This window comes from Shewanella sp. BJSY2023SW007 (assembly GCF_047314525.1).
GTDB lineage: Bacteria > Pseudomonadota > Gammaproteobacteria > Enterobacterales > Shewanellaceae > Shewanella > Shewanella chilikensis.
In genome coordinates this window covers 65,062-82,248 of sequence record NZ_JBKORL010000078.1, presented here as the reverse complement: position 1 = coordinate 82,248, position 17,187 = coordinate 65,062, and the positions used below count along the sequence as shown (strand labels likewise).

At 53.1% G+C, this 17,187-nt stretch carries 21 protein-coding genes; 2 read left to right on the top strand and 19 right to left on the bottom strand.

Annotated elements, in window-relative coordinates; all coding sequences use genetic code 11:
• Positions 1 to 3: 3 nt before the first annotated feature.
• Both ACMHXE_RS13220 and ACMHXE_RS13215 read right to left on the bottom strand, forming a co-directional pair.
• Positions 4 to 477, bottom strand: a complete 474-nt coding sequence (locus ACMHXE_RS13220; protein ID WP_028780860.1) for a peroxiredoxin — start codon at positions 475 to 477, stop codon at positions 4 to 6.
• A gap of 81 nt (positions 478 to 558) precedes the next feature.
• Positions 559 to 1,086, bottom strand: a complete 528-nt coding sequence (locus ACMHXE_RS13215) for a DUF2937 family protein (RefSeq protein WP_286996517.1) — start codon at positions 1,084 to 1,086, stop codon at positions 559 to 561.
• 297 nt (positions 1,087 to 1,383) lie between these two features.
• Between ACMHXE_RS13215 and ACMHXE_RS13210 the strand changes: the two genes are divergently transcribed.
• Positions 1,384 to 1,551, top strand: a complete 168-nt coding sequence (locus tag ACMHXE_RS13210) for a hypothetical protein (RefSeq protein ID WP_165565880.1) — start codon at positions 1,384 to 1,386, stop codon at positions 1,549 to 1,551.
• A gap of 95 nt (positions 1,552 to 1,646) precedes the next feature.
• Here the strand turns inward: ACMHXE_RS13210 and ACMHXE_RS13205 are convergent, their stop codons facing one another.
• The 6 genes from ACMHXE_RS13205 to ACMHXE_RS13180 all read right to left on the bottom strand — a co-directional run bounded on the left by ACMHXE_RS13205 (position 1,647) and on the right by ACMHXE_RS13180 (position 8,393).
• Positions 1,647 to 4,790 carry an efflux RND transporter permease subunit gene (locus ACMHXE_RS13205; RefSeq protein ID WP_413732471.1) on the bottom strand — a complete coding sequence of 1,048 codons (3,144 nt, stop codon included), beginning with the start codon at positions 4,788 to 4,790 and terminating at the stop codon, positions 1,647 to 1,649.
• An 8-nt stretch (positions 4,791 to 4,798) separates the two neighbouring features.
• Positions 4,799 to 6,280 (bottom strand): efflux RND transporter periplasmic adaptor subunit, encoded by a 1,482-nt coding sequence (locus tag ACMHXE_RS13200; RefSeq protein ID WP_404830194.1) that lies wholly within the window; start codon positions 6,278 to 6,280, stop codon positions 4,799 to 4,801.
• 197 nt (positions 6,281 to 6,477) lie between these two features.
• A complete protein-coding gene (locus tag ACMHXE_RS13195) occupies positions 6,478 to 6,798 on the bottom strand; it encodes a heavy metal-binding domain-containing protein (protein ID WP_101054170.1) in 321 nt (106 codons plus the stop codon).
• Positions 6,799 to 6,913: 115 nt separating this feature from the next.
• Positions 6,914 to 7,381 (bottom strand): hypothetical protein, encoded by a 468-nt coding sequence (locus ACMHXE_RS13190; RefSeq protein ID WP_224867232.1) that lies wholly within the window; start codon positions 7,379 to 7,381, stop codon positions 6,914 to 6,916.
• A 122-nt stretch (positions 7,382 to 7,503) separates the two neighbouring features.
• Entirely contained in the window at positions 7,504 to 7,959 is a 456-nt protein-coding gene (locus tag ACMHXE_RS13185) for a DUF2057 family protein (RefSeq protein ID WP_286996519.1), read from the bottom strand.
• A 68-nt stretch (positions 7,960 to 8,027) separates the two neighbouring features.
• Complete coding sequence (locus ACMHXE_RS13180; RefSeq protein ID WP_101054175.1) at positions 8,028 to 8,393, bottom strand: hypothetical protein; 366 nt, start codon at positions 8,391 to 8,393, stop codon at positions 8,028 to 8,030.
• 388 nt (positions 8,394 to 8,781) lie between these two features.
• Here ACMHXE_RS13180 and ACMHXE_RS13175 point away from each other — a divergent pair, with 388 nt between their 5' ends.
• Positions 8,782 to 9,345: a NapC/NirT family cytochrome c gene (locus tag ACMHXE_RS13175; RefSeq protein ID WP_039035180.1), complete on the top strand. Its 564-nt coding sequence runs from the start codon at positions 8,782 to 8,784 to the stop codon at positions 9,343 to 9,345.
• A 158-nt stretch (positions 9,346 to 9,503) separates the two neighbouring features.
• On the opposite strand, the gene ACMHXE_RS13170 is transcribed toward ACMHXE_RS13175, so the two are convergent.
• The 11 genes from ACMHXE_RS13170 to gspG form a co-directional block, all read right to left on the bottom strand.
• Entirely contained in the window at positions 9,504 to 9,938 is a 435-nt protein-coding gene (locus ACMHXE_RS13170; protein WP_413732468.1) for an N-acetyltransferase family protein, read from the bottom strand.
• 4 nt (positions 9,939 to 9,942) lie between these two features.
• Positions 9,943 to 10,755 carry a 3'(2'),5'-bisphosphate nucleotidase CysQ gene (gene cysQ, locus ACMHXE_RS13165; protein WP_226565519.1) on the bottom strand — a complete coding sequence of 271 codons (813 nt, stop codon included), beginning with the start codon at positions 10,753 to 10,755 and terminating at the stop codon, positions 9,943 to 9,945.
• 58 nt (positions 10,756 to 10,813) lie between these two features.
• Positions 10,814 to 11,377 carry an ADP compounds hydrolase NudE gene (gene nudE, locus ACMHXE_RS13160; RefSeq protein ID WP_101095902.1) on the bottom strand — a complete coding sequence of 188 codons (564 nt, stop codon included), beginning with the start codon at positions 11,375 to 11,377 and terminating at the stop codon, positions 10,814 to 10,816.
• Between the two features lie 215 nt (positions 11,378 to 11,592).
• Positions 11,593 to 12,354, bottom strand: a complete 762-nt coding sequence (locus ACMHXE_RS13155; protein WP_335923250.1) for a type II secretion system protein N — start codon at positions 12,352 to 12,354, stop codon at positions 11,593 to 11,595.
• A 9-nt stretch (positions 12,355 to 12,363) separates the two neighbouring features.
• Positions 12,364 to 12,843, bottom strand: a complete 480-nt coding sequence (locus ACMHXE_RS13150; protein ID WP_101054185.1) for a type II secretion system protein M — start codon at positions 12,841 to 12,843, stop codon at positions 12,364 to 12,366.
• The gene (gene gspL / locus ACMHXE_RS13145) at positions 12,844 to 14,034 is read right to left on the bottom strand and encodes a type II secretion system protein GspL (RefSeq protein ID WP_165565886.1); all 1,191 of its coding nucleotides are present in this window, start codon (positions 14,032 to 14,034) and stop codon (positions 12,844 to 12,846) included.
• A 48-nt stretch (positions 14,035 to 14,082) separates the two neighbouring features.
• A complete protein-coding gene (gene gspK / locus ACMHXE_RS13140; RefSeq protein ID WP_101054191.1) occupies positions 14,083 to 15,075 on the bottom strand; it encodes a type II secretion system minor pseudopilin GspK in 993 nt (330 codons plus the stop codon).
• Complete coding sequence (gspJ, locus tag ACMHXE_RS13135; RefSeq protein ID WP_101054193.1) at positions 15,075 to 15,818, bottom strand: type II secretion system minor pseudopilin GspJ; 744 nt, start codon at positions 15,816 to 15,818, stop codon at positions 15,075 to 15,077. Before gspJ ends, gspK begins: the two co-directional genes overlap by 1 nt.
• Complete coding sequence (gspI, locus tag ACMHXE_RS13130; RefSeq protein WP_101054196.1) at positions 15,799 to 16,182, bottom strand: type II secretion system minor pseudopilin GspI; 384 nt, start codon at positions 16,180 to 16,182, stop codon at positions 15,799 to 15,801. The genes gspJ and gspI overlap by 20 nt, the downstream gene beginning before the upstream one ends.
• The gene (gene gspH, locus ACMHXE_RS13125) at positions 16,169 to 16,744 is read right to left on the bottom strand and encodes a type II secretion system minor pseudopilin GspH (RefSeq protein WP_101054199.1); all 576 of its coding nucleotides are present in this window, start codon (positions 16,742 to 16,744) and stop codon (positions 16,169 to 16,171) included. The genes gspI and gspH overlap by 14 nt, the downstream gene beginning before the upstream one ends.
• Position 16,745: 1 nt before the next feature.
• Positions 16,746 to 17,180: a type II secretion system major pseudopilin GspG gene (gene gspG, locus ACMHXE_RS13120; protein ID WP_101054202.1), complete on the bottom strand. Its 435-nt coding sequence runs from the start codon at positions 17,178 to 17,180 to the stop codon at positions 16,746 to 16,748.
• Positions 17,181 to 17,187 lie beyond the last annotated feature (7 nt).

Here is a 17,187-nt window from a genome sequence, read left to right as displayed (position 1 = left end):
CTATTAGAGACTCGCCAGTATGGTTTCAGCCTTGCTGACTTCGAAAGTCTTGGGCGCTTCCACATTCAACAAAGAAACCACGCCATCGTCTATCACCATGGCATAGCGCTGCGAGCGTAAGCCACCGAAGGCGCCAGTGTCCATTTCCAGCCCCAGCGCCTTGGTGAAGGCACCATCACCATCGGCCAACATCATGATCTCTCCGGCGTTTTGGGCTTCACCCCAGGCTTTCATCACAAAGGCATCATTGACCGATACACAGGCAATGATATCGACGCCCTTGGCCTTGAGTTCATCGGCCAGCACCACATAACCCGGCAGGTGAGCTTCGGAGCAGGTGGGGGTAAAGGCACCGGGAACAGCAAATAGCACGGCCTTCTTGCCGGCAAACAGTTCCTTAACCTTGTGGTTGATCATGCCCTCTTTACCGAGTTGGCTCAGAGTGGCATCCGGCAGAGCTTGACCTTGTGCAATCATGATATTTGTCCTTTCAGTGGGAATTACAAACCATCATAGCCGTTAATGGAGTGGACAAACACAGACATTCTACAGGGGCAATCAGGCGGCAGACGGCCGGCGCCGAAACAGCGCCCGCAACGCCAGCCAGCATAAGCTGAGCAGCAGCTCGGCCGAGGCTGCGAGCAGCAAGCCACTGAGTAGGCCAATGGCTATGGCATCGCCTTTGAGCAGAATATTGTGGCTGTAGTTGTCCCACACTTCGCGGCGGATATCCGCCTGTGGCGCAAACGCCAGTTGCAGGTAGGGGCTGTAGAGACTCTCGCGGAAATCGGCCAAGGCCTGCTGCAACTTGGAGCGGCGTTCTACCATGGCGTTGAGCTTATCACCGCCGGAGGTAAATACCGGATCTTTGTTGGTCACATAGTGGGCGATAAGCTTATCCAGATCGCCACCGAAGAAACGGTCGGCATCGTGCTGAAACCCGGCCAATTGGGTTTGGATCTCGCTCAGGTGGGCCTGGAGGCTCTTGCCATATTGATCGACAAAGCCGGGGAGCTGAATCCCCGCCAGCACCCCCACAAAGAACAGCAGCAGTCTGAGATAGTCGCGTATGGTTCTAAGCATCATGCCTCCCTGAGTTCCGGCCAAACCAGATTGCCGCAGCCGCCCTGTATCTTAACTGACCGCTTCTGGCTTTGTTGCCGCTCTATCTGTGTCGCCCATAGCACTCGGGGCTGAAACCAAATGTCGCTGAAACTATACATTGACAAAAACAACCATAGTTTGACAAAAATATTTTTCGAATAAGTTGAAGTTAAGTCTCTCGCCGAAATTTACGTAAGCCATCACCAAATAAGAAAGTGTTCAAGTTTGCCAGCCTAAAGGGGAGGATTTTCCTAATTGATCTTGAGCGAGGGATGTACCATGGGAAGAACGCTGGAAGAGCTTCTCCAACAGGAGAAGCCCGAAGTTGTTAATGCTGCCAAAGTTAAAGCTAAAAAAATTCTCAAGGAAATTGAAATATCAAAACAGAGTATTTCATCTGGCGAGCTAGGTACATCATCTGAAAACCAGCCCACAGCGACTGATTAGTGTACAAACTTTATTGTTCCTCAACATAACCGATATCAATCCAATAAAAACGGCTGCATTGGCAGCCGTTTTTGCTTTTGCAATCATCTACTGGCTTATTCAGCCTTAGGTTTGCTTAAATGACGACGGTAGATCAGCAGATAGAGCGCCGGAAGAACAAAGAGCGACAGCACAGGGGCGGTAACCATGCCACCGACCATGGGCGCGGCAATCTTCTGCATCACATCGTTGCCTGAACCTGCGCCCCACATAATAGGGAGCAGACCGAAGAAGATGGTCGCCACTGTCATCGCCTTGGGGCGGATCCGCATTACCGCACCTTCAATCAGGGCGTCCTTGAGGTCCTCCACTCTGTGGTATTCGCCTCTGTCCTGCTTGTGCTTGATGGCATTGTTGAGATACACCAGCATGACCACACCAAACTCGGCGGCGACCCCGGCGAGGGCTATCATGCCCACCGCTACAGCGACCGACATGTTGTAGTCCAGCAGATACAGCAACCAGGTACTGCCCACCAAGGCGAACGGCAGTGACAGCATAATGATGCTGGCCTGCATGGATGAGCCAAAGGTCATCATCAGCAGAATGAAGATCACCGCCAGTGCCATGGGGATCACTTGCTGCAGTTTGGCATCGACCCGCTGCATATATTCATACTGGCCGGCAAAGCTGTAGCTGTACCTGGCCGGCAGATCCAGTTCCTGCTCCAATACCGGCTTGACCGCTTCGATATACTCACCGATGGACGTGCCGCCGATATCGACAAATACCCAGGAGATCAAACGACCATTCTCACTCTTGAGCATAGGCGCGCCATCAGTGATTTCGATGTCGGCCAGATTGCGCAGCGGCAGATAGTGGCCACTCTTGGTGATCACCGGCAGCTCTCTGAGCTTTTCGATATTGTCACGCAACTCTCTTGGATAGCGCAGGTTGATGGGATAGCGCTCGGCACCTTGAACCGACTCACCGATATTCATGCCGCCTATTGCGTAACGTACTACGTCCTGAATATCGCTCAGGGTCATGCCATATCTGGAGGTCACCTCGAGTTTCGGCGTGATGTCTATGTAGCGGCCGCCACCCACCCGCTCGGCATAGGCCGACTTGGTATGAGGCTGCGCCGATAGAATCGCTTCTATCTGGGCCCCTATCTCCTGCAGTTGATTGACATCGGCGCCGGTGATCTTAATCCCCACAGGTGTCTTGATACCGGTAGACAGCATGTCGATACGGGTCTTGATCGGCTGCACCCAGGCGTTGGTAAGACCGGGCACTTTTACCGTACTTTGCAGCTGGGCAATAATGCCGTCGAGATCCATGCCTTCGCGCCACTGCTCTTTGGGTTTGAGCATTATGGTGGTTTCCAGCATGGTCAATGGCGCAGGATCCGTGGCGGTTTCGGCGCGGCCAACCTTGCCAAACACCCGCGCCACTTCCGGAACGGTTTTGATCAGCCGGTCGGTTTGCTGCAGCACTTCGGCGGCCTTGCTGGCACTGATGCCCGGCAAGGCTGTTGGCATGTACAGGAGATCGCCTTCCTCTAGCTCGGGCATAAATTCACTACCCATATGACTCACCGGATACCAGGCACTGGCCAGCGCCACCAGAGCCGCCAGCAGGGTCAGCTTGGGGAAGCGCAGCACGGCATTGAGCATAGGTTTGTAGATGGCTATCAACACCCGGCTCAGTGGGTTGCTGCTTTCCGAGGGTATCTTGCCGCGGATAAAGAAGCCCATCAGGATAGGCACCAGGGTGATCGACAACACCGCCGCGGCCGCCATGGCAAAGGTTTTGGTATAGGCCAGCGGGCTGAACAGCCTGCCTTCCTGGGCTTCGAGGGCAAATACCGGCACAAAACTCAGGGTTATGATCAGCAAGGAGAAGAAGAGTGCCGGCCCAACCTCAATGGAGGCCTCAGCGACAATTTTCCAGTGCTCTTTGGTGTCGGGTTGGCGCTGGTGGTCTTGCTTGAAATGCTCGAGGTGTTTATGCATATTCTCGATCATCACAATGGCACCATCCACCACGGCCCCGATGGCGATGGCGATACCGCCAAGACTCATGATATTGGCGTTGACCCCCATCTTGTTCATCACAATAAAGGCGATCAGTATCGACAGTGGCAAGGTAATGACGGCCACCAGGGTCGAGCGAGCATGCAGCAGAAACAGCAAGCAAACAATGCTCACCACCACCATCTCTTCCAGCACCTTGTGCAGCAGGTTGTCGACCGAATTTTCAATCAGTTGCGATCTGTCGTAGGTGGGAACTATCTCCACGCCTTCGGGGAGCCCCGCCTTGAGTTCTTCCAGCTTGGTTTTCACCGCCTCGATAGTCGCCAGGGCGTTTTCCCCATAGCGCATGACTATGATGCCACCGACGACTTCGCCCTCACCATCGAGCTCGGCTATGCCACGGCGGGATGCCGGGCCCTTGCGTACGGTGGCAACGTCTTTCAGCAGCAGTGGTGTGCCTGAGGGGCTGGTGATCCCCAGCGGGATTTCACGAAAGTCCGCCAGTGTTTGACGATAGCCCTTGGCGCGTACCATGTACTCGGCTTCGGCCATCTCCACCACAGAGCCGCCGGCCTCGTTGTTGGCCTTGGTAATCGCCTGCTTGACCGAGGCGATATCCAGCTTGTAAATCGCCAGCTTGTCCGGCTCCAGCACTATCTGATAGGTCTGTTCCATGCCACCGACTGTGGCGACTTCCGATACCCCGGCAACACTCTGCAGTTCCAGCTTCAAATACCAGTCCTGCAAACTCTTGAGTTGCGAAAGGTCCAGATTACCGCTGCGGTCTACCAGGGCATATTCATAGATCCAACCGACCCCGGAGGCATCGGGCCCCAGTGAGGGTTGCACCCCTTCGGGTAAACGACTGCTTATCTGGCTCAGGTATTCCAATACCCGGGAGCGGGCCCAATAGATGTCGGTGCCATCTTCAAAGATCACATAGACATAGGAGTCACCGAACATGGAATAGCCGCGCACCGTCTTGGCCCCGGGCACGGCCAGCATGGCGGTGGACAGGGGATAGGTCACCTGTTCCTCTACCAGCTTGGGTGCCTGTCCCGGATAGGCGGTTTTGATGATGACCTGCACATCGGACAGATCCGGCAGGGCGTCGAGCGGCGTGGTACGCAGCGCCTGAATCCCCCAAACCGTCACCATCAGGGTGACAATCAGCACCATCACCCTTTGTTTGATGGAGGCTTCAATGATTTTTTTCAGCATGTTGCCTCCTAGTGCTGGTGGCCTGAGCTCAGGCGCATCAGGCTACCCTTGAGACTGGCCTCTGAATCCAGCAGGAATTGCCCGGAAATCACCACGTTTTCGCCTTCATGCAGGCCTTCGAGGATCTCTGCTTTACCCTGACTCAACATGCCGACAGTGACCTTTCTGGCGCTGAAACTGGCATCATCCTGTTTGACTATGACCCGGTTCTCTTTGCCTGTTTGGATCAAGGCTTCCTGAGGGATCACCAAAGTATCGCGTTTGGGGCCACCATAGAGGGAAACCTTGGCCAAGGTCTTGGGCCTTAGCTCCATCGCTTGATCATTGTTGAGTACCACTCTGACTCTCAGGCTTCGGGTGATGGGATCCAGCTCGGGATAGATATAATCAATCTTGCCTTCTATGCCCTTGAGTCCCATGGCGGGGATATTGACCTCGGCGGTCTGTCCCACTTCCAGCCAGCTTTGCTCGTTTTCAAACACATCGGCGATGACCCAGACCTTGGAGAGGTCGACCAGTGACATGACCTCGGTCTGAGGTTGTATATACATGCCGTCACGTACCTCAAGTTGTTTGACTATGCCGCTTTCGCGGGCGTAGAAAGGAACCCGGTATTGGGTCTTGCCTGTCCTGGCAAGCTGTTTGATTTGCTCTTGGTTCATGCCCAGCAGTTCGAGGCGTAGCCCGGCCTTACGCAATAGCTCTTGGTAGTTGGCACTGTTGCCTGAGCGTTTCAGCGTCTCCTGGGCCAACAGATAGTCGTCCTGGGCATTGACCAGGTCTGGTGAGTAGATCTCGTACAGCAACTGGCCTTTCTCGACCCTGTCACCGACAGACTCTACTTTAAGCTTTTCAATCCAGCCGTTGACCCTGGCATGGATATGACTGATCTGGCTCTCGTCATAGTCTATTTGGCCTACAGTTTTGACGAACTTCCACAGCGTGTCTCTTTCCACCTTGGCTACTTTGAGAGCCAAGGCTTGCTGCATCTGCCCTGAGACATCAATCTCAACGGTTTCCGAGTGGCCGCCCATCTCGACTTTTTCCAGGTTCATGCCGCAGATGGGGCAGGTGCCGGGCACGTCGCTGATGATATGCGAATGCATGGGGCAGACATATTTGATGTTGCTGCCCTGATCCAGAGGTGCAGGTTTGATCTCCAATGCGGGCTTGCTCTGCTGCATGGCGTGCTGGCTATGGTCATTAGCCTTGCTTTCCGTGGCTTTGGCTTCTGTAGCCTGGGTTTCTGTAGCTTCGGCATGACCGGCATGGGAACCTGGCTCCTCTTCTTCCTCTTCGACCAGGAACATATTGCATTTGGGGCAGCGTCCTGGCTCGTGACTGGTCACTTCCGGATGCATGGGGCAGATATAGGTTTTTTGCTGAGCCTGTGTTGGTTCAGCCAAAGCTTCGGTGGCCTCATCTTTGACCAAAAACATGTTGCACTTGGGGCAACGTCCCGGCTCATGGCTGGTGACTTCCGGATGCATGGGGCAGTAATACTCCTGGCTTGCCGTCCCATGTTGATGATCTTTGTGTTGTTCCTGCCCTTGGGGCTGATTGCCCTGGGCCATTGCCTGCATACTCCATTGCGGGCCGACAGCCAACACCAGACTAAGCGCACAGGCCAGTCGTTGGCGTTTACGGTTTGAATCGCTCATATGCCTCATCTCCAGCTACAGCTTGATTAGTGGTGGTGGTGTTTCTGGCCTGCTACAGGCTCAAGATTCATACCACACTTGGGGCAGGAGTCACCTTTCTTTCCTGTCACTTCAGGGTGCATGGGACAGTGATAGCCGGCTTGTTGCGGTTTTTCCAGAAACATGCCGCATTTGGGACAGGAATCCCCTTTGTTACCTGTCACTTCAGGGTGCATGGGGCAGCTATATTCGGCAGTTACCGCGGCTTGTTGCTGGCCGTGGTGATGTTCACGGTCGTTTGCGAAGCTGGCACGGGCCAGGGTGACAGACAATAGGGCAATAATCAGGACGCTGATAAAGGTTTTCATTGATTCACTCCGTTTGGGATACGCTTTGGCCAGGTGCAACTGTGCACTCTTGGCGCTTATCCCATTAAAAATTCGTATTTATTGGCAGATTTTGGGCACAAGTGTGCCTTGGATATCAAACTATGGGTGGCTTGATTGTCTGGCCGATAGAAACAGAGTGGAAATGAGGCATAGGCGTGGCCACGGCGGCTTCGGGCAGAGACATCACCGGCCAGGAACCGACGGCGATGAGGGTACCCGCTACAGATATCACCAGGCAATGGTTACAGTCGCTCTTGCAGAATCCTTTGCCTTCACAACAATGACTCACAGTGTCGGGAAGCACTGTATCAATTTGCGAGTCATCGCAGCAGTGACTGGCGTTTGTCTGTTGAGTGTGACAATCCATGGTGGCAGCCATTGAGTGTGCCGTGGAATCCATTTTTCCGGAATGCGCTTCAGCTGTTGGCACCATCCAGTGTCCATTGGTTAGCATACCCTGCCCGAGCAATGCGAACATGGTAAACAGAACCAGGATGTGGCGGCGAACCGATAGCATCTTGAGCTTGAACTCCAGAGAGAATGGACCCCAATAGTCTACCATGCTTTCAAAAGCTTGCCTTGATATGACTCACATCTGAAGAAGTGTGATGACATTGCTACACTTTTTCCGGCAATCATTGTTAGCAGCATGGTAGAGCCTCTGTCTCATTCCACTCTGAAAACTCAGCGGCGCAGCTGTGCCAACCAGTCGGCCATTAGATCTCCATGGGTCATTATCTCGGCCGGAACTGCCTGGCCCGCTTCATCCACAACTTTCAACATTGGACTGCGAATAAAGGCGTTAGCTTCAGCTTCGGTATCCAGAGTCGGTAACTGCAGTTGCAGACTTTGTTGTTCGGCGACAGTCAGTGTCAGATAAAGGGGGCCGGATTTAACCCAAGAGCCCGAGTCATCGGCATTGACGGCAAAAATGTCCCGGTATTTGAGTTCGACAATATGTTTTCCGGCGGATAACTGGTGGCGGTCAAAGTTGGATACAGCTTGGCCATCAATAGCCTTGATCACCAGATTATCCGGCAGGTTTAACTCGGCTGCGAAACTGCCTGAAGCCATAAACAGGCTGGCAAACATTAACAGGGCGGCGCTAAAACGAGATGCAGAAATTTTGTATGCAGACATAGTGGGAACTCCCAAAAATATTCAGATGTAAAAACATTAACTAAAGCTTTGCGGCCGTAAGGCCAGAGTTACATCTGTGTTGAATTGGGAGGGGGTGTTTGCTGCGAGAGTATAGCGGTTTGCAAGCTCCAGCTCGGCAGGGCTATCTGCTGGCTTCCTGTCACCAACAAAGGATGGCCGGCGGTAAGCAGGCTTATTCCAGGTGTGCAGTGGCTGGCACAGTTGCCCATGGTGCCGCAATCCATACCCAGATCGCAGTCTGGGCAATGTTGCTGACCTTGGCAGCAATCCATATCCATGGCCATGCTGGTGGATGCAGATGAGTCCATGGCTGCCATTGGCTGATGTTCAGACACAGAAACAGACGCGGCTGCAGGCATCATGGCCTGTCCCAGCATCATTATCAGTGTCAGTATCAGCAGCAAGCTTCTCATCGTTATCCTTGGGTTCTGGTGAAGCACACAGTCTGTGCTTACCTCAATAGACAGACATCTTGATTAAATAGTTTCGTCTTGTCCAAAATAAAATTGTTCATTACATCTTTAGCGTCGCTTGGATCACATTTATTGTTTCGAGAATTAGTTGTATGTTAATTATTCGATTGACTATGCTTGATTAAGCGGGTGCCATGCTTTAAGTTTAGGAAAAGTGCATATATGGCATTAACTTAAAATTCAGTCGTCAATAGGCCTTGAGAGTTAGAGCTAAGTCTCATTTTGCACTTTTCGGGTCAGATTAATGAAAGAAAACTGGTTTATAATCAAATTTCAGAACAACGAATAGCTCAATATAGATATAAGAATTTTATTTTGGAGAAGAGTGATGAACTGGCGTGCAATTTTTAAACCCAGCGCAAAGTATTCCATCCTGTCGCTACTGGTCGTCGGCATAGTGATAGGTGTTGTTGGCTACTTCGCTACCCAGCAGACGCTGCATGCAACCAGTACAGATGCGTTCTGTATGACCTGCCACAGCAACCACTCACTGAAAGATGAAGTACTGGCTTCTGCCCACGGTGGTGGTAGTGCCGGCGTTACTGTTCAGTGTCAAGACTGTCACTTGCCTCACGGCCCGGTTGACTATCTGGTGAAGAAGATCATTGTTTCCAAGGATCTCTACGGCTTCCTGACTATCGATGGCTTCAACACTCAGGAGTGGTTGGACGCTAACCGTAAAGAACAGGCTGATAAAGCACTGAACTACTTCCGTGCCAATGACTCTGCCAACTGTCAGCATTGTCACACCCGCATCTATGAGAACCAGCCTGAAACCATGAAGAAGATGGCTGTTAGAATGCACAGCATGAACTTTAAGAAAGATCCTGAAAGCAGAAAGACCTGCGTGGATTGCCACAAGGGTGTAGCGCATCCTTATCCAAAGGGCTAATCATTTTGAGCTGGAAAAACCGCTGCTTGCAGCGGTTTTTTTATATCTGAAGTGAAGCTGGACTAGCGATCGACAGGCTTGATGGAGGGGCGCGATTAAGCAAAACACTCGGTGTTTTTATCTGCAGTAAAGAGAGGCATTGGTCTGGAACAAGGGGGTTATCTTTGCCAGCGCATCAGCAGTCTGTGTTCACCAACACCAAAATAGTCGGCTTCCAGCCCCAGGTTTTCAAACCCCATACGGCTATAGAGATGGCGGGCCGAATTATCCGGCGCTACCGTTAATAACAGTTCATCGACACAGTGGCGGCAATCATCCAGACAAGCACTGAGCAAGTGCTTGCCTATCCCTTGGCCTTGTTTCGTCGGAGATACAGCCAGCGACAACAGCCAGTGCTGTCCAGGCTTTTCGCTGCTCACCCGCAGCAGGTAACCTACCAGCTGACCGTCGACAAAGCTCCCCAGAAAACCACTGGACCAAGCATCCAATGCCTGACGGAAAAAGAAGTCCGGGTAGCAATGCTCACCGAAGGTTGCCAGCTCTAAGGCCAATACGGCATCCAGATCGGCTCTGAATATTGGTCTTATCTGCATTAGATTAATCTCCGGTCAGTATCTTGTCCCATTCGAGGTTCGGGGAACCGACCACGATAAAGTTAGGGTTTTCCAAGGATTCACGCTCGTTGTAGGTCAAGGGTTGCAGCTCAGTATCCATCAACTGGCCACCGGCTTCTTCTATGATGATCTGCGCCGCGCCCGTATCCCACTCGCCAGTGGGGCCTACACGTACATAACAATCCGCTCTGCCTTCGGCTACCAGGCAGCTCTTGAGCGCAGCGCCACCGAGTGCTACAAGCTCACAATGTTTGGGTTGGTTGAATAGCTTGAGCACGGACTGCGGATCCTGACGGCGGCTGACTGCCAGGCGCAGGGCGTTATTTTGCTCTTTCGGTAACAGCTTGCTGTGAATTCGCAGCTCCGCCAGGGAAGTGCGCTTATAAGCGCCGAGTCCCGCGATGGCGTAGTAGCACACCTCGGTCATGGGCGCATAAACTACCCCCATAATAGGACGGTTGTGCTCAACCAAGGCGATAATCACCGAGAAATCGCCGCTGCCGGCAATAAATTCTCCGGTGCCATCCAAGGGATCCACCAACCAGTAGCGGCGCCACTGGCTGCGTTCAGAAAGGGGAATATCTGCGGCTTCCTCAGACAATACCGGGATATCCGGTGTCAATGCCTGCAGGCTGCTGCAGATGATATTGTGGGCCGCGATATCGGCCGAAGTGACAGGGGTGTTATCTTCCTTGGTTTCCTTGCTGAAACTGCCTTGTTGGTAGATCTGGCGAATTTTCTGCCCCGCTTCCATTGCAATGGCGATAACATGATCTATCAACTCTTCTGGCTTCATAACTACTCCAAACGCTTTCCATCGGATAAGCAAAAGTCAGTGGCCGCTACGGCCATTTTTAGGGGGATTCTGTCAGTCTCAGCTGTTTCATCGCCAAAAACAAGGCGCTGACGCTGCGTCCTTCTGAAAAATCATTCATGTCCAGCAGTTCTTGCCAGCGCGCCAGCGGCCAGGGAACCAGCTCTATCGGTTCAGGTTCATCGCCTTCCAGGCGACTCTCATAGAGATCTTCGGCCAGGAAAATTTGCATCTTACTGGCGAAATACCCGGGAGCCAGACTCAACTCCTTTAGCTTGGTCAGTTTACGGGCACCATAGCCTATCTCTTCCTGCAGTTCACGGTTGGCGGCTTCGGCGGCGGTTTCACCCGGGTCGATTAGTCCCTTGGGAAAGCCCAGCTCATAGTTATGGGTACCCGCGGCATACTCGCTGCCCAGCAGTAACCATTCACCATTGAGAACCGGCACCACCATCACGGCGCCGCGGCTGGCGCCTTTCATCCGCTCGTAGTGACGTTCCTCTTGATTGGAGAAACGCAGATGTACCTGTTCTATTTGAAACAGACGACTGCGGGCAACAACTTCGGTGTGTAATATTTCCGGCTTCTTCTGCCGCTCTGTCATAGAGGCCTCTGACGCTGACAAACTGAAAATGTGACTCAGGCTACAATGTTATACCAATTCACACGAAATAACAGAGCTGCAGAGTTTGTCTGGGCGGTGGGAATTTTCAGATTAGTCGACTTGGATACAAGCGCTGGCGGGTTTCCGCAGGGTTTTAAACGGGAAAGCTCAAATTGAACAAATGGCAGCCGAGAGAAACCCGGCTGCCTGCTTATTTAAAGACCTGGGATTTTGCCGTTGTAATTGATGGGGAAATATCCTTGGGGATCACGCTTGCCCAGAAATGGCAAAGCTTTTTTCAGATCTTCAGACTGAGCCTGAGTCTCACGAATGCGGGCCTTGACCTCAAGTTGTTCATTGGTCTTGAGCAGCAAGGTGCCGGCCACGCCTATGGCGTTTTTCTCTTCATCGGTCGCCAGTTGCACCTGACCGGCAACACACTGCAGGCCGAGTTCTATGTCTCCCAAGGGATATTGGCCAAACTGGTTCTTGATGCCGACCCGATTGAGAAATACTTTGCCGCTGAGCGCCTCACACCAAGGCTGGCCTTGCGCCAGAGTGTCCAGTAACACTGAGACTTCACCGCTTACCTGGGTGCGAAATGGCAGACGACTGCCAGCCAAGAGAAATTCTGCCGGTGCTTCAAAACGCAGCTTCTCGGCGCTGATACCGCCGGCAGCTAAGGTGAGTTGCCCCTTGGCACTGACAGCACTGGCGCGACTGCCCAGCTGGAAGTCCAGTTTGGCTTTGCCGGTCAGCAGCGCCCAGGGACTGAGATCCCAGCTCAGCTGTTCCAGCTGACGTTGTTGCAGCTTAATGACATCAATACTGCCGCTCCAGATAGTACCGCTGACGCCACCGAGTTGCAGATTACTTGGCAGAGGTGCCAGCGAAACCGCTAACCTTGCAGGAAAGAGTGCCAGCATAAATGCCAGGTAGATCAGCACACAGAGTATTATTTTACTAATCAGTTTCAAGACTACACCTTACGACTGAGATAACTGGATTCGTCTGACTTTCACCATGCCAGGGCTATCACCTTCGGCCAGATCCAGGCTGTCCAGCGACAAGCCCTGTTTCTGTACCAGATCCCCAAGATAGGAGATCAGGCTATCGAAGGGCACTTCATCCATCCAGATCTGGATCTGTTTCCCCTGTGGTGCCATGCGGGTGATCTCTAAGTCATAGCTGGCGGCACTCTGGGTCACCACAGTGCTGAGACTCCCCTTGAGAGCCGGTCTGTCGCCGCTTTGTTTGATACCGGCAATTTTATTGGCTGTCTGTTTCACAAAGCTGAGCATCTGGGTCTGAGCATTGAGGTTACTCTGTGCCTTCTGCTCGGCATTGCTTATCGGTGTCCAGATCCCCCAATAAAGGATCCCGACAGCGACTATCACTGCCATGGCCGCGACCAATTGCTGCTCCCGCTGCGCCAGTGATTCCCACCAGTTACGCAAATTTTCCATTTATTTGCTCCTCAGGGTCAGAGTACTGGTGACCGCATTTTCAGTACTGTTCATTGCCCCACCCTCGAGATGGAATTGACGCCCGGCCAGCTCTTTGAACTGTTCTATCTGGGCGTAGCTCTTGGCCGTCACCTGCATACGGATTTCATTGCGCCCGGCATCAAATCTCAGGCTATTGGGCTTGAGATCCGGCACTTGTTTGAAAGCGCCTTCCAGTCCATCCAGCATGGCAAAAAATTCACCACCCGAACCACTGCCCTGCAGGGTTCTGAGCTGAGATTCCAGCTGCGAGCGCAGATTGACTATCCGCGAACTGCCGGGAACCACCTGACGATAAATGTTTTCGCTCTGCGCCTTCAGCTCATCGGCTTCGGCCTGCATCTGATGTATGTTAAGCCCCTTGTTAATCAGGCCAAGCAGCAGAGCTATGGCGGCGACAACAGCCACCCGTTTCCATAGCAGCAGATGCTTACTGTATTCACGCTTGGGGACATAGGGGCCGGACAGCAGATTGATAGGTGACTTGAGTAGCCCCTTGGCCAACACCAGCATGGGCATCTCCAGCGGCATCTGCCGACACTCCAGCTCTGGCCATTGAAATTCGGTATAGCAGGCCAGGCTCGGTGCCGTTTGCTGCTCTTCGAGCAACCCAGGCAGTAAGGGTTGCAGCCACTCCTTGGGCATGCTCATACCCATGCCTTCGCCGGTACGCAGCAACAGCTGATCTTCATAGGCCATCAAGGCCCAATCACAGTCTTCCCGCTCCAGAGCCAGACAATCCGGTACCATTTTACGTACCTTGAGCCCGGCCTCGTTCAGCCAGGAGATCCAGTTTTGCATCTGTTCATGGGCAACCACAGCCACACTTAGGCTCTCGCCACTGCGGGGGCCAACGACGAAGTGCAGCTCATCAACATTCTGGGCCAGGGTATCTTCAAGCAGAAAAGGCAACGCCTTGAGAGCCTGGCGTTGGCCCTTCTCCGGTAGTTCGACCGAAGTAAGCTGAATGGCACTGGCCGGCACTAACACATCGACCGGGCGATTCCCGGCTCGTTGCGTCAGGGTTGCCAGCGACCGCGCATCAACCAGCTCTCCCGAGGCAATAATCTCCTGTTCCTGCTCAGACCATACGACCCAGGCGCAGGGCGAGCCCAGGTTCTTGCCTAAACGGATAAATAAGCGTTCACTCACTATTATTCTCCACAATCCCTGGCCTTGGAGGCTTAGGGGCTTGTCCTGTTATTCTTGTCCGCCATATTGCCGGGTCAACACTTCGAGCCGATTCCCACCCACTATATGCAGCATACTTTCCAATCGGAACAGGGCATCATCCACCCTGGCCTTGGCCTCCAGCTTAAAAAACTTACTGTTGACCACAAAACTGGACTTGAGCTGATCATTCTTACTGGCAATCGAGGTTAAAGAACCCAGCGCCCAGAAATCTTCTATTTTGTCGAAGCCCCCCGCTGGGCGCTGGTTAATAATGCTTTCTGCCTCGCCTACCGAGATCTGGTTTTCCAGCATGCCGGCCAGCAGTGCAGCCTGCTCAACCTTGATGGTATTGACGTTCAACAACTGTCGGTCATTTCCCGGTATGGCGCAAACATAGGGCTTTAAAATGCGATAAGTCTCTTGGTTAAAGCCAAACACGGCCCTGAGTTCACTGCTGTGACTCATTAGCGTGTTGGCCGCCCGGTAAGGGACAACTCGCGCTTCATACTCAGCATCTTCGGCGCCAAAGGGTGAGGCTATCGAATCCTCATCCAGATAATCTTTCAGCGTATGGGTCAGACGTTCGGCACCGAATTCATCCATCCCCAAGGACTCCAGTAATCCTTTGAACTGTCTGGCGGCCAGCGACATCTTTTGCGGTTGGCCATCAGCCGCCTCTTTGCTGCTGACACTCAAGGCGTTGAGGTTAAAACAGCTGCGAAGATCGGAAATGGTGCCGCCGATTTCGCCATTTTCTGCCGGGAGAATGACATCTGCCAGTGCCCAGTATTGTTGCAAATGTACCCGACCTTCCGAGTCATCCAGATCTTGTTTTAATACCTTGCGCGCCAACTCTTCGGCCGAAATGGCATACCAGTAAGCTTGGTCATACTGCGCCAGATTCAAGGTTCTGCGCACCGACAACTGGTTGCGCCCGGTAATACTGGTCGCCAGCACGGCCACAATCGCCACTATCAGCAGCACCACTATCAGAGCAACCCCTCTTTGTTTGCCTTTCATCAGAGTTCCTCTTTACCTTGGCCTGAGTCATTACCCTCTTGGCCGTCCGACTCCTGCTGATTGCCATCGGTATTAGTGCTGCTGTTGTTATCCCCTTTGTTAGTGTCGCCACTATTATCATTCTGTTTGTCGGCTGCCGGGGCTCCAATCGGCAACAGGAATTTGCGGCTGATAACGCCTCTGTCCTCTGTCTCTATCTCTATGGCGATCGCCTTGGGTAACTTGCTGGCCTCAACCTTGCGTTGCCACTTGTCCTCGACAAAAAACGCGTATTTGACCGATAACACCTTATCCATCAATACGGTTTTAATCGGCTCGGCGCCGAATTCCGGCTCGGGGTAAGGATAGTACCAACGCTCGAGCCGGCCTTCCTGCACCACATAGGCCACAGACTGCAGGCTGCCTCGTGGCAGCAAGCCTCCCGGGTTGAGCCAACCGAGACGGAAAAACACCAGCGCCTCGGATTCAGAGTCCAGAATATCGGTCCCGGTTTGAAATACTGTGCTGCCACGGCCGCCTTCCAGTAGCCTGGGAGTACGGGCCACCATCTGCCCCAGATCCCGCTCCAACACCCCAAAGCCCTGCTGCAGGTATTTGAGTTGCTGTGAAAAATCGCGGGTCACCTCGTCGTTCTTCAGCACAGTTTGTAATACGGCATTAGCTGCCAGGCCCAACATGGCGAAGATCGCTATGGCGATCAGCATCTCCAGCAGGGTAAAGCCGCTATTCCTGCTTGAGTACATAAGAGTTCACCTGAGCGATGATCCGCTCGAATTTGTCATCATCGCTGACGCTGATCCGGATCATTCGAAAATTATCATCTGTGGTCTTGACCACCTCTTTGCGCCAATACCAGGTTTGGCCGGCCAGTTCGCTGCGACCATCTTTACGTCCAAGAGCAGGAAAGCCCTTTTCCAACCTGGCATCCACCATCTGGTTATCTGCCACCCACTGTGCCAGGGTGCGCTGTTCCAGAATCGGCATATTGGCAATCTGATCGCCTATGCTCTTGGTAATGGCCACCGCAGCAATGGCAAATACCGCCAGGGCGACTATCACCTCCAGCAGCGTCATCCCCCTTTGCCGGGCAAGTTTATTCGAAATCATCGAACCTCCCCAGCTTGAGGCGCCCCAGGCTATCACCACTGACCAGCACCTCGACGGTTTCACCCAGGCTGTCGCTGGCGATAAAGCTCAGCTCGAAAGCGGTCATTTCGCCACTTGGCAGCAGCATGATCTGCGGCTCGGGAAACTTCTTTTTGTCCGCGTCCGATTCCTCGATAAAGGGCTCGTCGAACCAGGAATCCTGCTCTTCATCTTCCTGCACCAAAGGTAAGCCTTCGAGCTCGACCGACAGCGTAATGCCTTCCGGCAACTGCTTTTCGGCCAGCAGTCTGTCCTGCTCCAGCGGTTGCCATTTGTTTTCTTTAAACAGCACGAAGTGGTACTTATCCTTGTCCACCACCACTCCGATAAACTGGCCACTGAGTACAGTTTCATCCAGCACTGTCTCTGTGGCCGCCATAAATCTCTGCGCCTCACGGGTTAACTGTTGCTTGGGGCCGCTGTCCCCCATTGTCATGGTCACAGCCGTAGCTGCCAGCCCCATCAGCAGCACAACCAGCATCACTTCCAGCAGGGTAAAACCCAGTGAGCGCCTGATTTGCATCTTATTGGAAGTCTTGCAGATTCCAGTTGCCTATATCGTCTTCTGTGCCGGGCTGTCCGTCAGGACCTGAGCTGAAGACGTCTATCTTGCCGTGTTCGCCTGGGCTCATCAGCAGATACGGATTCCCCCAGGGGTCCATAGGCAGACGCTTAACATAACCGCCGTCGCGGTAGTTACGAGGCTCAGGTGAAATGGTCGGTTTCTGGACCAGAGCTTCCAGCCCCTGTTCGGTTGTGGGGTACACGCTGTTGTCCAACTTGTACATGTCCAGCTGGTTTTCCAGTGCGACTATGTCAGATACCGCCTTTTGTTGGTCGGCCTTGTCCTTGTTACCCATCAGGTTGGGCACCACCATGGAGGCCAGGATCCCCAGGATCACTATCACCACCATCACTTCCAGCAGGGTAAAACCTTTCTGTCTGTTGTTGCTTTGCATTAACTTA